Raw genomic sequence first — 14517 nt, 5'->3', positions numbered from 1 at the left:
ACGGTTTTTCTGTTTTTTATAATTAATTTAATCTAAGCTTCTTTGAATTCACTGATGAAATGCAGCTTTACATTCGGAAATTTCTCCTGGGTCATATGAATTGTGAAAGACGAATCAGCCAGAAATACCAGTTGATTATACTTGTCTCTTGCTAAAAATCTCTGCTTCAGTCTCGCAAATTCCTTGAATTCTTCTGATTTTTCATCAGCTTCTACCCAACAGGCTTTATGCATAGAAAGCGGCTCATAAGTACATTTTGCACCATATTCATGCTCCAGACGGTATTGAATAACCTCATACTGAAGCGCACCTACAGTCCCGATAATCTTTCGGTTGTTCATTTCAAGAGTAAATAACTGGGCAACCCCTTCATCCATCAGCTGGTCAATCCCTTTTGCCAATTGCTTGGCTTTTAACGGGTCGTTATTATTGATATAGCGGAAATGTTCCGGGGAGAAACTCGGAATTCCTTTGAAACTCAATTTTTCACCGCCTGTCAGGGTATCTCCGATTCTGAAACTTCCCGTATCGTGAAGACCTACGATATCTCCGGGAAAACTCTCATCTACCACTTCTTTTTTATCTGCAAAGAATGCATTGGGTGAAGAGAATTTCATTTTTTTGCCTTCTCTTACCAATAAATAATTTTCGTTTCTCTTGAATGTCCCTGAAACAATTTTAACGAAAGCTAAACGGTCTCTGTGCTTGGGATCCATATTAGCATGGATTTTGAAAACAAATCCTGTGAAATTATTTTCTTCAGGCTTTACAATGCGGGTATCACTTTCTTTAGGTTGAGGCATCGGAGCAATTTCAATGAAAGCATCCAACAATTCACGAACCCCGAAGTTATTCAAAGCTGATCCGAAGAAAACAGGCTGCAGATTACCGTTCATATAATCTTCACGGTTAAATTCCGGGTAAACAGATTGTACCAGCTCAAGCTCATCACGAAGATTCTGTGCTGCTTTCTCACCGATTACTTCATCAATAGAAGGATCGTTGATATCATCAAATCTGATCGTTTCCCCAACTTTCTGTTTTTTCTCTTCCAGAAATAACTGGATATTGTTTTCCCAGATATTATAAATTCCCTGGAAATCACTTCCCATACCGATCGGGATAGAAAGAGGGACTACACTTAATCCAAGCTTTTGCTCAACTTCATCCAGCAAATCAAAAGCATCTTTACCCTCACGGTCAAGTTTGTTGATGAATACCAGCATCGGAATGTTTCTCATTCTACACACCTGAACCAGTTTTTCAGTTTGTTCCTCAACTCCTTTTGCAACGTCAATAACAACGATTACAGAATCAACTGCCGTTAAAGTTCTGTACGTGTCTTCTGCAAAATCCTTGTGACCCGGAGTATCGAGAATATTGATTTTATGGTCTCTGTATTCGAAAGCCAATACGGAAGTTGCTACCGAGATCCCTCTCTGTCTTTCAATTTCCATAAAGTCGGAGGTAGCTCCTTTTTTTATTTTGTTCGATTTTACCGCACCCGCTTCCTGAATAGCACCTCCGAAAAGAAGTAACTTTTCCGTAAGAGTGGTTTTTCCGGCATCGGGGTGAGAAATAATCCCGAAAGTTTTTCTTTTTTCTATCTCTTTGATTAAATCTGACATATCGTATTTTGAATTGGCAAAAATCGTGATTTTTAATTGAAACTGAAAATAATATCCTTCTCTTTTGATAAGGTGCTGAAAATTTGTAAAATTTTTGACAGATGTTTTAAATAAATTATCTTTGTTTCATAAATGATTATACAGAAAAACATGGAAAACAGCAGATATCCAAAGTTTACATTTACATGGATCGGTGGCCTGATTTTATTAGCCGGATTATTTGTAGGAACAATGTTTGTTTCCTTTTTTAATGTTTTCTGGATGTTAGTGTTCAAAGAAAACCTGCAATACAAAGACTGGTTTTTTATGATTGCCAATGCAGCAGGATTTCTTACAGCCATTGCTTTTTTTGATTTTTTTATCGTAAGGCCCACGACTCAGAAAAAGCTTAACTTCAATTTTTCACCGACTAATTTTTACACCTATCTGCTTATTTTCCCGATGATGTTGGGAATGATGTTTATCGGAGAGTTTATCACTTCTCAGATTCCTACTACAGGACCTTTTTTCGGTAAGTATTATGAGTTTTTTACAAACCTGATGAATCAGCTGACGGATGATAAAGTAGTAATGATCATTACTGCAGTCATCATGGCTCCGATTTTTGAAGAAATTATTTTCAGAGGAATTATCCAGAAAGGATTGATGAATAAAGGGGTCGAATCATGGAAAGCAATCGTGTTTTCTTCAGTTATTTTTGGATTGGTTCATGCTAATCCGTGGCAGTTCGTAGGCGCAGTTTTATTAGGTTGTGTATTAGGGCTGGTTTATTTTAAAACGAAATCTTTACTGTTGCCAATGCTTCTGCACGGTTTTAATAATTTGTGTTCTTCATTGTTAATTACTTATACTAAAAATGAAAGTTTTTCGGACGCGCTTAAAGTTTCCGAATGTATAATATTAGCCATAGGAATTGTACTTTTTTCTTTATTCTATTACCTTTTTATGAAAAGATATAAAGTACATTATTCTGAAATTTAGAATAAACACTAATAGCACTCATATTTCCACTAATGCCACAAAAAAGATTCGTGTTATTTGTGAAAAACATTTGTGTGCTTTGTGTTTAAAAAACTTGTTTAAAAAGAAAATAAAATTTTAAAAATGAAAATGGATATGCAATTATTGGTAGCAACACACAATGAGCATAAAAAAGAAGAAATTCAGCAGATTCTTGGAGATGATTTTATCGTTAAAAGTCTGACTGATTATAATATCCATGAGGAGATTGTAGAAGACGGTGATTCCTTTAATGCCAATGCACTGATCAAAGCAAAATATTGTTTTGAAAAGACCGGTGTTCCGAGCCTGGGTGACGACAGCGGTTTGGTGGTGGAATCTTTGGATGGAAGACCCGGTATTTTCTCTGCAAGATATGCCGGAGATCATGATTTTGCTAAAAATATTCAGAAAGTCCTGGAAGAAATGCAGGGTATTGAAAACAGAAAAGCTTACTTCATCACTGTTTTATGCTACTACGATGAAAATGGCGCCAAATATTTCGAAGGTAAGGCTCATGGAAATCTGCTCACTGAAAATAAAGGCTTCAAAGGTTTCGGATATGATCCGATTTTTGTTCCTGAAGGATATGAAAAAACATTTGCAGAAATGAACCCTGAAGATAAAAATAAAATCAGTCACCGTAAGCAGGCTTTAGATTCATTTTTAGACTATCTTAAAGTCGCTGATAAACAGCAATAATTAGATTTTCTGTTGTACATTTGCCCTAATAAATTATTGGTTTGAGTACTTATTTAACGATATTAGGCTTTAATTCAGCGATTCCTACGATCAACTCTTCTCCCACAGCACAGCTGTTGGAAATGGAGGAAAGAAGCTTCCTGATCGATTGTGGTGAGGGAACGCAGGTTCAGCTGAGAAAAGCAAAAGCAAGATTTTCAAAAATCAATCATATTTTTATTTCCCATCTTCATGGAGACCATTGTTTTGGACTGCCGGGACTCATTGCTTCTTTCAGGCTGTTGGGAAGGGAAACTCCTTTACATGTGTATGGTCCGAAAGGAATTAAAAATATGCTGGAAACCATTTTCACGATCACGGAAACCCATCGCGGCTTTGAAGTGGTTTATCATGAGCTGGATAAAAATTATTCAGAAAAAATTTATGAAGACAACAGGGTAGAAGTATTTACAATTCCTTTGGATCACAGAATTTACTGTAATGGCTATCTTTTCAGGGAAAAGCCTAAAGACAGGCATCTGAATATGAAGGAGATCGCAAAATACAGTGAGATAGAAGTTTGTGATTACCATAATCTTAAGGCCGGAAAAGACTTTGTTCTGAGTGACGGCTATGTCCTTAAAAATGAAATTTTAACTATTGCGGCGGCGCCATCGGTTTCATATGCTTTTTGCAGTGATACGAGATATCTTGAGTCGGTTATTCCGATCATTAAAAATGTAACGGTTTTATACCACGAGTCTACATTTTTGCATGATCTGAAAGAAATGGCTGATTACACAGGACATTCTACAGCATTGGAAGCAGCTACTATTGCCAAGAAAGCTGAGGTAGGCAAGCTGATTTTAGGTCATTTTTCAAACAGGTATGGTGATTTGACCGTATTTACGGACGAAGCAAGAGTTGTTTTCCCGAATACATTTCTGCCGAAAGCTCTGGAATCTGTGAAAATTTAAAAGATTATGTTGAATTTCGAGGAGTTAAAAGTTTTCTTAAACGAAAAAGCGGATCAATATAATAATGCTGATTTCATTGAAAATGATCCGGTACAGATTCCACATCGTTTTTCTTTACAGCAGGATATTGAGATTTCGGGCTTTTTATCGGCGACCATCTCATGGGGAAACAGGAAGTCTATTATTAATTCGGCTGAAAAGATGTTGGATATCATGGGAAATTCACCCTATGATTTTGTACTGAATCATTCACAGAAAGATCTGGAATTTATTCAGGGTAAAAGTATTCACCGAACTTTTAACGGAGAGGATTTTGCTTACTTTATCAGGCAGTTTAACAGGATTTATAAAGAAAATGAAAGTCTGGAAAATTTATTTAAAGTTAAAGATTCCGAAACTAATTTTCTTCATGCCATTGAAAGATTCAGGAGTTCATTTCTGGAAGCAGGAAAGCACAGAAGCCATAAACACGTAAGCTCACCCTATAAAAATTCGTCATCAAAACGGATTGTGATGTTTTTGCGTTGGATGGTAAGAAAAGATAAACGTGGAGTAGATTTTGGAATCTGGAAGAATATAGATCAGAAATATCTGTCTATTCCGTTGGATGTACATACCGGAAATATTTCAAGAAAACTTGGTCTGATCTCAAGAACTCAGAACGACTGGAAAACGGTTGAAGAGCTCGATCAGATTATCAGACAGTTTGACGAAGAAGATCCTGCAAAATATGATTACGCATTGTTTGGTCTGGGAGTAACTAAAGAACTATTATAAAGGAAAATATAATGATGAAAACACCGCATGAAAAAACTGAAGTTTTAGAAAAAATAGCGAATGGGATTACCTGGTGGATAGGTTCTATACCTTCGCTGATTGCCCATACATTATTTTTTATTATTTCGTTCCTTCTTCCCTTACTGAAGATTGTGGAATTTGATAAAATGCTTCTGATCCTTACCACGGTGGTTTCTTTAGAAGCTATTTATCTGGCGATTTTCATTCAGATGTCTGTCAATAAAAGTCACGAAAAAATTGAAGAAATCAGTGAAGATATTGAAGATATCCAGGAAGATATTGAAGAGATCAATGAAGACCTTGAAGAGATCAGCGAAGATATCGAGGAAATCAGTGAAGATATTGAAGAGATCAATGAAGACATCGAAGATATCCAGGAAGATATTGAAGAAATTAATGAGGATGAAGAAGATGAAAATCATAATGAAAGAGCAAAAAACGTAATGCTGAAAAGCAATGTAAGCTCAAATAAAAATGAAATCAAAGCATTAAAAGATATTATTCAACAGTTGCAAAGTGAAATCAATGAATTGAAAAAAGAATAAAAGTAAAGACTGATTAAAAAATAAAATCTTAAGGCTGGCGAATTGTCAGTCTTTTTTTGTTGAACAAATAGATTTGTCATACATAATTATTTATTTTGATCGAAAATATTAGTTTTTTATTTGTTTTATTTAATTTTTGCATATTTTTTAATTGTAAATGAATTGATTAAAGCATAATATTTTAAAAATATTTTTGTTATTTTTGAACAAACAATGACAAAATGTTAAATTATAGGTTAAAAAACTACTTTTTCTTTTTAGTGTTGCTGTTGATCTCTACTTCTGCATTTTCTCAGAATGCGCCGAGAAAACATGTAAAAGAAAAGCACACCAGTGAAAGTATGAAGGCCGGGGTATTTATAGACGTAAATGTACCTTCATATACACCTTCAGGCTACAACATTGAGCAGCTCGTAAAAAACGTATTGATTGCAGGTGGCTCTACCTGTGCTGCACCCAATGTAACCAATGTTACCGTTTCTCCGAACCAGCCGGCCACGGATACTGAGCGGGCCTGGGGATATTTTCACAAAGGAACTACCGGATTTCCGTTTACAGACGGGATTGTACTGGTAACAGGTAAAGCAAGAAGAGCAGGAAACGTTTTAGAGGACGGATTAAGTGATCCTGTGCCCGGCTCTACAGTAAGTGATCCGGATCTGGTAGCTGCGATTAACCCATTAGCCCCGCTTAAAGACGCGGTGGCTATTGAATTTGATTTCGTACCCAACAGCAATCAGGTGAAATTTAATTATCTTTTTGCTTCAGAAGAATATACATCCGATTTCCCATGTGGAAATTTTTCTGATGGTTTTGCCTTACTTTTAAAGAAAGTAGGAGACCCGACTTATACCAACCTAGCTGTTTTGCCGGGTGGAATTCCGGTAAGTGTAACGAATATCGTACCTGCAGGGAATGGATTCAGTTGTGGGCCTAAAAATGAAGCCTTTTTCGGTGGAATGAACTCCTCAAATATTGAAACCAACTTTAATGGCAGAACGATTCCTCTGACTGCTATTGCCGATGTAATTCCGGGACAGACCTACCACTTTAAAATGGTTTTGGCTGATGCTTCCGATCAAAGTTATGATTCTGCAGTATTTATAGAAGGGGGATCATTCGATATCGGGATGACAATCGTTGATGGTAACGGGAATCCGCTTCCGGATACGATAAACATGTGTGACAATACTCCTCAAATTTTAAAAGCCCAGGTGGCTCCCGTTCCGGGAATGACTTTCCAGTGGTATAAAAATGATGTGGCTATTCCGGGAGCAACAAATGCTACCTATACGGCTACTTCTCCGGGAGTTTATGTAGTAAGGACATTTGTAGGTGGAACCCAGTGTCAGACGGCTGGTATCACCATTATTGGCGGAACGTCGCCTGTCGCACAGGATGCTACATTAAAGCTTTGTGAAACACCAAGTGTGATTACTTTCAACTTAAATGATGCTATACCGTCAATCAGTACGACAACGGGTGCTGTATTCCATTTTTATGCGAATCAGGCAGATGCGGTGGCTCAGAATAATAATTTCATTAATAACGTAACAAGTTATAATGGTGCCGACGGCCAGATTTTATATGTTGTGGTTTCAAATGGCGGCTTCTGTAGTAAGCTGGTAAAACTGACTTTAGTAAAAGAAGTTACACCTATTGCCGTACTTACTTCCACAAAAGTGAGAATCTGCTCGGGTGAATCTGCAATTTTAACCGCTTCCGGTGGAGCGACCTATCAGTGGAACAGCTTACCGGGAACAGGAAGTACCCAAACAGTAAGCCCGACTCAGACTACAACGTATACGGTATATGCAATCGGTGCCAAAGGATGTAAATCTTTAGAGCCTGCAAGTATAACGATAGAAGTAGTGCCTGCCATTACTTCCAATCTTACGGGAGGATTGATCTGTATAGGTGACCAGATTACCCTGGATGCCGGAGCTGGACCAAATTATTCCTACTCATGGAATACCAATTCCACAACACAGACTATTACAGTAGGAACGCCGGGAACTTATACGGTAACAATCAATAATGGTGTTTGTACCAAAGCTTATACTACAGAGGTAAAGCTGGCCGTTATTCCTGAGATCATCAATGTAGAGTACAGCCCAAGCGGAACAATGGTTCTTACGGCAAGCAACCCAAGTAACGGACAATTGGAGTATTCTGTTGATAACGGCCTTACATGGCAGTCTTCAAATGTATTCAACAACGTACCTAAAAATACAGTGATCCAGATCAGGGTAAGAGTGAAAAATACAAGCTGTGTAGGTTATCTTGAATACTTTACATTCGTGATGAAGAATGTGATTACTCCGAATGGCGATAATGTCAATGACATCATAGATTTCAGAGGAATCAATGAATATAAAAACTTCTCAGCCAATATATTCGACCGCTATGGGCGTGAAATATTTAAAGCTGAAAAAGTTCGTCCGTACTGGGATGGTTATTTCCAGGGCAAACGTCTGCCTACGTCATCTTATTGGTATCAGGTGACTTTTGAAGATCCTGCGAGTAAAAAACCAACGGTAAAAACAGGATGGATACTTCTGAAAAATTTTGAATAATCTTTTAAATGATATTAAAAAAGACTAGCGATTCGTTAGTCTTTTTTTTATTAATCCTGTAAAGTAAAATTGATATAGGAAAATAAATAAGGATATATTAATTATAATACATTCGGATAGAATTGAATTTCAATTAAAAAAAATAGTATTTTTGTTGAAAACAATATAAAATGTTAAATAGGAGGACAAGAAGTTTATTTTTGGCTTTGTTTTTAGTTCTTGGTAATTTAGTTTTCTCTCAAAACAGGGAAAGGACCGGTATCGTAAATAAACCTACTGCGACAAGTATGAAAGCAGGAGTTTTTATAGACGTGAATGCGCCGGGTTATCCGGAATCAAGTTACAGTATTACACAGCTGGTAAAAGATGTTCTTATAACCGGTGGTTCTACCTGTTCCACAGCCAATGTAAGCAATGTTGTTGTATCTCCTAATTTACAGGTCGGTGATTTGAACAGGAGCTGGGGCTACTTTAATAAAGCAACGACTAATTTTCCTTTTGCAAAAGGGATTGTTTTGACAACAGGGCATGCGAGAAAAGCCGGAAATGATTTCCAGGGAACTCTAAGTGATCCTTTGCCTTCGGGTGGAGATGCTGACCTTGCAGCTGCTTTAAATGTTTCTAATGCTAATTTAAGAGATGCCACCTATATAGAATTTGATTTTGTCCCGAGCTCTACTGAAGTTACTTTCAGATATTTATTCGCTTCCAAAGAATATCAGGGGAATTTTACCTGTACAATTTCCGACGGTTTTGCACTGTTGTTGAAAAAAGTAGGGGATCCATATACTAATTTGGCGGTATTGCCTGCTGGGGCAGGACCGGTGAGTGTTACCAATATTATCCCTGCAAGTTTACAGTGCGGACCTAAAAATGCACAGTATTTTGCCGGATTGAATAATCCTCAGATTGAAACGAATTTTAATGGGCGTACCATTCCGTTAACGGCACAAGCTACGGTAATTCCGGGAGAAACCTATCACTTTAAAATGGTTCTGGCAGATTATCAGGATTCCAATTTTGATTCTGCCGTTTTTCTGGAAGCAGGATCTTTTGACATTGGTGTTCAGCTTTTAGGCCCGGGAGGAGTTGTCCTTCCACCGTCTATTAATGTTTGTGATAATGCGCCACAGGTTTTAACGGCTTCTGCCCAGATTCCGGGAGCTACCTATCAATGGCTTTTTAATAATAATCCTATTCCGGGAGCCAATCAGATCAGCTATACGGCTACGCAACCAGGGGTATACACCGTTCAGGTTTTTGTTCAGGGAAATACATGTCCGGGAACAGCAAGTATAACTATTGTTGGCGGAACATCTCCTACAGTGCAGAATGCAACCTTAACCGCCTGTTATGCTCCGGGAAATGCAACGTTTAATTTAACATCCGCACAGGCTTCTATAAGTACAACGCCGGGAGCTACATTCGCCTATTATGTAAATCAGGCAGATGCCAATGCTGGAAACGGAAATACCATTGCAACGCCTACAGCATATCCAAGTGCGGGTGGTCAGACAATATATGTTTTGGTTAAGAACGGGTTTTGTTCAAAAGTGGCCCAGCTGCAACTGGTCAAAGCTCCGCAGATGACCGCCACCATTGCGCCACCTACAGCTCTTACATGTACCAATTCGCAAATTACCCTGAATGCTTCAACTTCGGTGTTTCCTGCAGGATCTACTTTCAACTGGACAACAACCGGAGGGAACATCGTTTCGGGAGGTAATACCCTGACGCCGGTAATCAACCAGGCAGGAACTTATACTTTAACTATTACGAAAACTTATGAACCGGGAGGGGTAGCATGTACTGCAGTTGCCAATGTAACGGTAGCAGGAGACAGTTCTCCGCCTACAACTACTCTTACAGCAAGTAAAATATTAATTTGCGAAGGTGAATCAGTAACCTTAACTGCAGGTGGAGGAGCTACCTACAATTGGACCGGCTTACCGGGTAACGGAAATACACAAACCGTAACACCAACTGCGACCACTACTTATACGGTAACAGCAGTAGGGGCAAACGGATGTATTTCTCAAAATCCGGCAAACATTACGATTGAGGTTTCCCAGCCGATTACAGTACAGGATGCGACATTGCTTAAATGTTTTGCTCCCGGAAATATTACTTATGATTTAACTTCAGCCCAGCCTCAGATAACAACTGCTGCAACGGCTACTTTTGCTTATTATGTGAATCTGGCAGATGCTAATGCCGGGAATGCAAACACGATTCCTACTCCTACGGCATACTCAACGCCGGGTAATATTACTATTTATGTTTTAGTGAAAAATGGAGGCTGTACATATGTGGTTTCTCTGCAATTATTGAAAACTGCAGAAACGACTTTAACGATAGCAGCTCCACAAAATATTACCTGCACCACAACTCAGGTGACACTGAACGCTTCAGCTTCGGTAATTCCTGCAGGTTCTACGATTACATGGACGACGACCGGAGGAAATATCGTTTCCGGAGCCAATACTTTAAACCCTGTTGTGAATGCAGGCGGAACTTATACTTTAACGGTTCAGAATACGACACAACCTGGAAATTTAACCTGTACTTATACAGCAACGGTCAATGTAGTAGAAGACAAGGTAGCTCCGGTAGCCGGCCTGACTTCTTCTCTTGCACAAATCTGTATAGGGGAATCGGTGACATTAACAGCAACTGGAGGGGCAACCTACAACTGGACAGGCTTACCGGGCAACGGAAATACTCAGGTAGTTTCACCTACTGTTACTACAACGTATACCGTATTTGCGGTAGGAGCTAATGGCTGTATCTCTGCGAACCCTGCAACAGTGACTGTAATTGTTGGCCCGCCGACAGCCACACTTTCGGCTTCAAAATCTAAAATCTGTGCCGGAGAATCGGTTACCTTAACTGCCGGCGGAGGAATTACTTACAACTGGCCGGGCCTACCGGGTAACGGAAATACGCAGGTGGTTTCACCGACAGTTACAACAACCTATTCCGTATATGCGTTAGGAGGAAACGGGTGTAGTTCAGTTAATCCTGCTACCATTACCATTGAGGTTGTTCCCGCGATTACTTCCACATTGCATGATGTGTATGTCTGTGCAGGTGATACAGGCGTTTTAGATGCCGGAAGCGGACCTAATTATACGTATGTATGGAGTACGGGAGCAACAACCCAGACCATTTCAACGAATATTCCGGGAACTTACAGTGTAACCATCAGTAATGGTACATGTTCGAAAGTTTTCACAGCTCAGTTGCTGAATCCGGATCTGCCTCAGTTTACCAATATTGTGTATGATAATCACGTGTTGACACTAAGTGCTACCAATCCTACCAACGGAGTTCTGGAATACTCAATTGACGGCGGATTTACATGGCAGACTTCCAATATATTCTATAATGTTTTAAACAATAATAATTATAACTTAAGAGTAAGAACCAAAGATGCAAAATGTAGTACTGCCTTAGATTATTATACTTTTGTGATCAACAATGCAATTACTCCGAATTCCGACGGTCATAATGACGTGATCGACTTCTCCGGAATAAGTGATTATAATAATTTTGCAGCTTCCATCTTTAACCGATATGGGCAGGAGATTTTCAAAGCGACAAAGATAGAACCTGTATGGAGAGGAAACATAAACGGAATTAATATGCCTACCGCTACTTATTGGTATAAAGTACAGTGGGAAAATCCTGCGAGCAAAAAGTTAGAATTACGTTCCGGATGGATATTACTGAAAAATAGAAATTAATATTTAATAATACAATAATAAGATAAAGTCTTCCATAATTGGGAGGCTTTATTTTTTTAACATAAAAATGAGAAATACGTGTGGTATATATTCAAAAAAAAATTAAATTTGTTGAAACAAAAATATTATGAAGAGATATCTACTGTTTTTTTCTTTTTTTATAATCTCATTAAACTTTTTCCAATCACAAAATGTTACTTATCCCAGGAAAGTTCCTAAGCCAAAACCGAACTTAACAGCAAAAGCAGGTGCATTTATAGATGTAAATGCTCCGGGATATGCAGAATCTGCATACAATATTACTCAGCTGGTAAAAGATGTATTGATTTCATCAGGAACAAACTCTTGCGTAACCCCTAATGTATCAAATGTTCAGGTAAGCCCTAATTTACCCGAAAGTAATGTAGACAGAGCATGGGGATATTTCCATAAAGGCACTACCAATTTTCCTTTTAAAGACGGTATTGTTCTGGTAACAGGAAAAGCCAACAGAACAGGAAATACTTATATCGATGTTAATAGTCCGATAAGCGACCAGGTAGGTACAGGAAGCGATCCGGATCTTGTTGCAGCGACAAACCCTACTGCTTCACTACAGGATGCCGTAATCCTGGAATTTGATTTCGTACCTACTTCTTCTCAGGTAAAATTTAATTATTTATTTGCTTCTGAAGAATATACAGGAGGTTTTCCTTGTAACTTTTCAGATGCATTTGCTCTATTGCTAAGACCGGTAGGAAGTGCAGCTCCGTATGTAAACATGGCAGTACTGCCCAATGGAGGTGGTCCTGTAAGTGTAACCAACATCCACCCGGATACTATGTTCAATGGTGGACAATTAGGATGTCCGGCAATAAACCCAACCTTCTTCGCAGGTTATAATACAGGAAATATCGAAACCAATTTTAACGGAAGAACTGTTCCTCTTACAGCAACAGCAACGGTAACACCGGGACAGGCTTACCATTTTAAAATGGTTTTAGCAGATGCAATTGACAGAAGCTACGATTCAGCTGTTTTCTTAGAAGGAGGGTCTTTCAATATCGGGGTTGAATTATTAGACCCTACAGGAGCTACATTACCTTCAGATATTAATGTATGTGATAATGTACCTCAGGTACTGACAGCTTCGATCAGTGATCCTAATATGGCTTACCAGTGGTATTACAACGGTACTCCTATACCAGGTGCTACCACAAATACGGTTACGGCAGTTCAGCCGGGTACTTACACCATTGAAGTAAGCTTCCCAGGAAATCCATGTCCGGGTAAAGCGACCATTGTTATCCATGGCGGAACAACGCCTGATGCCGTTGACGCTTCATTGCTCCTATGCAGTACCCCTGATATTACTACTTTTGACCTGAGCACAGTAATGCCATCGATCAGTACAACACCGGGTGCGGTATTCCATTTTTATGAAGATCAGGCTGATGCTTTAGCTCAGAATGATAACTATATTACCAACATTTTAAACTATAATGGTAACGACGGCCAGATATTATATGTAGTGGTTTCCAACGGCGGGTTCTGCAGCAGGACTGTCGAGCTGAAATTATTAAAAGAAACAACCCCTACAGCACATCTGGTTTCTACCAAATTAAAAATATGTCCGGGTGAATCTGTAGATTTAACGGCTACCGGAGGGGTAACTTACCAGTGGAATAACTTCCCGGGTACAGGGAATACCCAGACAGTTACTCTATATAATACCACAACATTTACAGTATATGCTATCGGAACAAAAGGATGTAAATCTTTATTACCCGCAACCGTAACTGTAGAAGTTGTACCGGAAATTACTTCTCCTTTAACTGATGTTGAAGTGTGTATAGGAGACAGAGTAACGTTAGATGCAGGAGCCGGCCCTAATTATAAATACTTGTGGAGTACAGGTGAAATTACACAGACCATCACAGTAGATCAATTGGGAATTTACAGCGTAACAATCGATAACGGATATTGTACTAAAACATTCACGTCAAAAGTAATGGCTGCAGCGTTGCCGTTCATTACCAACCTGGATTATGACAACAACAATACCCTGACGATTACAGCTCAAAACCCGTCAATCAATAATATTCCGGGAATTTTGGAGTATTCTATTGATAATGGTGTATCATGGCAGACTTCAAATGTATTTACCAACTTACTGGACAATACCACGTATTATCTTCAGGTGAGAATACAGGGAACGCATTGTGTGGGAACTCTTGAGTTCTTTACCCTGAAAATTGCCAATATCATTACGCCTAATCAGGATGGTGTGAATGATGTGCTGGATCTTACAGCATTAGGGGAGTTTAATAATTTTACAGGATCTATCTATGACAGATACGGTGTGGAATTATTCAGATTCTCAAAACTGAATCCTATCTGGGATGGAACAGTAGCAGGTAAGAGACTTTCAACAGCAACGTATTGGTATAAGTTCAACTTCCAATATCCGAAATCAAAAGCCCAGATGAACTGGTCCGGATGGATTATGTTGAAAAACAGAGAATAATAATCGATAATGCAATAACTTAAAAAGCCTTTCAACTTGTTGAAAGGCTTTTTATATTGAC

9 protein-coding genes are annotated in these 14517 nt (G+C 38.7%); 8 read left to right on the top strand and 1 reads right to left on the bottom strand.

What is annotated here, in order from left to right; all coding sequences use genetic code 11:
• Positions 1-32: 32 nt before the first annotated feature.
• Complete coding sequence (locus AB8P06_RS06985) at positions 33-1628, bottom strand: peptide chain release factor 3 (protein ID WP_369839782.1); 1596 nt, start codon at positions 1626-1628, stop codon at positions 33-35.
• Between the two features lie 150 nt (positions 1629-1778).
• Here AB8P06_RS06985 and AB8P06_RS06980 point away from each other — a divergent pair, with 150 nt between their 5' ends.
• The 8 genes from AB8P06_RS06980 (at position 1779) to AB8P06_RS06945 (ending at position 14456) form a co-directional block, all read left to right on the top strand.
• Entirely contained in the window at positions 1779-2609 is an 831-nt protein-coding gene (locus AB8P06_RS06980; RefSeq protein WP_369839779.1) for a CPBP family intramembrane glutamic endopeptidase, read from the top strand.
• A gap of 129 nt (positions 2610-2738) precedes the next feature.
• A complete protein-coding gene (gene rdgB, locus AB8P06_RS06975) occupies positions 2739-3329 on the top strand; it encodes an RdgB/HAM1 family non-canonical purine NTP pyrophosphatase (protein ID WP_369840056.1) in 591 nt (196 codons plus the stop codon).
• A gap of 41 nt (positions 3330-3370) precedes the next feature.
• Positions 3371-4285, top strand: a complete 915-nt coding sequence (locus AB8P06_RS06970; RefSeq protein ID WP_369839776.1) for a ribonuclease Z — start codon at positions 3371-3373, stop codon at positions 4283-4285.
• 6 nt (positions 4286-4291) lie between these two features.
• Positions 4292-5062, top strand: coding sequence for a TIGR02757 family protein (locus AB8P06_RS06965; protein ID WP_369839774.1), 771 nt, complete (start codon positions 4292-4294; stop codon positions 5060-5062).
• An 11-nt stretch (positions 5063-5073) separates the two neighbouring features.
• A complete protein-coding gene (locus AB8P06_RS06960) occupies positions 5074-5628 on the top strand; it encodes a DUF1003 domain-containing protein (RefSeq protein ID WP_369839771.1) in 555 nt (184 codons plus the stop codon).
• A gap of 221 nt (positions 5629-5849) precedes the next feature.
• On the top strand, positions 5850-8204 hold the full coding sequence (locus AB8P06_RS06955) for a choice-of-anchor L domain-containing protein (RefSeq protein ID WP_369839768.1): 2355 nt from the start codon (positions 5850-5852) through the stop codon (positions 8202-8204).
• 170 nt (positions 8205-8374) lie between these two features.
• Entirely contained in the window at positions 8375-11950 is a 3576-nt protein-coding gene (locus tag AB8P06_RS06950) for a choice-of-anchor L domain-containing protein (RefSeq protein WP_369839765.1), read from the top strand.
• Positions 11951-12077: 127 nt separating this feature from the next.
• The gene (locus AB8P06_RS06945) at positions 12078-14456 is read left to right on the top strand and encodes a choice-of-anchor L domain-containing protein (protein ID WP_369839762.1); all 2379 of its coding nucleotides are present in this window, start codon (positions 12078-12080) and stop codon (positions 14454-14456) included.
• Positions 14457-14517: the final 61 nt, after the last annotated feature.

Source organism: Chryseobacterium tongliaonense (assembly GCF_041224435.1).
Lineage (GTDB): Bacteria > Bacteroidota > Bacteroidia > Flavobacteriales > Weeksellaceae > Chryseobacterium > Chryseobacterium tongliaoense.
Note: the sequence above shows the minus strand (reverse complement) of the source record. Positions and strands in the feature narration are given on the sequence as shown.

What these genes read in the sequence shown, in the direction of transcription:
- AB8P06_RS06985 (WP_369839782.1), bottom strand. Translation starts at nt 1,628, where the DNA reads ATGTCAGATTTAATCAAAGAGATAGAAAAAAGAAAAACTTTCGGGATT.
- AB8P06_RS06980 (WP_369839779.1), top strand. Translation starts at nt 1,779, where the DNA reads ATGGAAAACAGCAGATATCCAAAGTTTACATTTACATGGATCGGTGGC.
- rdgB (WP_369840056.1), top strand. Translation starts at nt 2,739, where the DNA reads ATGGATATGCAATTATTGGTAGCAACACACAATGAGCATAAAAAAGAA.
- AB8P06_RS06965 (WP_369839774.1), top strand. Translation starts at nt 4,292, where the DNA reads ATGTTGAATTTCGAGGAGTTAAAAGTTTTCTTAAACGAAAAAGCGGAT.
- AB8P06_RS06960 (WP_369839771.1), top strand. Translation starts at nt 5,074, where the DNA reads ATGATGAAAACACCGCATGAAAAAACTGAAGTTTTAGAAAAAATAGCG.
- AB8P06_RS06955 (WP_369839768.1), top strand. Translation starts at nt 5,850, where the DNA reads ATGTTAAATTATAGGTTAAAAAACTACTTTTTCTTTTTAGTGTTGCTG.
- AB8P06_RS06950 (WP_369839765.1), top strand. Translation starts at nt 8,375, where the DNA reads ATGTTAAATAGGAGGACAAGAAGTTTATTTTTGGCTTTGTTTTTAGTT.
- AB8P06_RS06945 (WP_369839762.1), top strand. Translation starts at nt 12,078, where the DNA reads ATGAAGAGATATCTACTGTTTTTTTCTTTTTTTATAATCTCATTAAAC.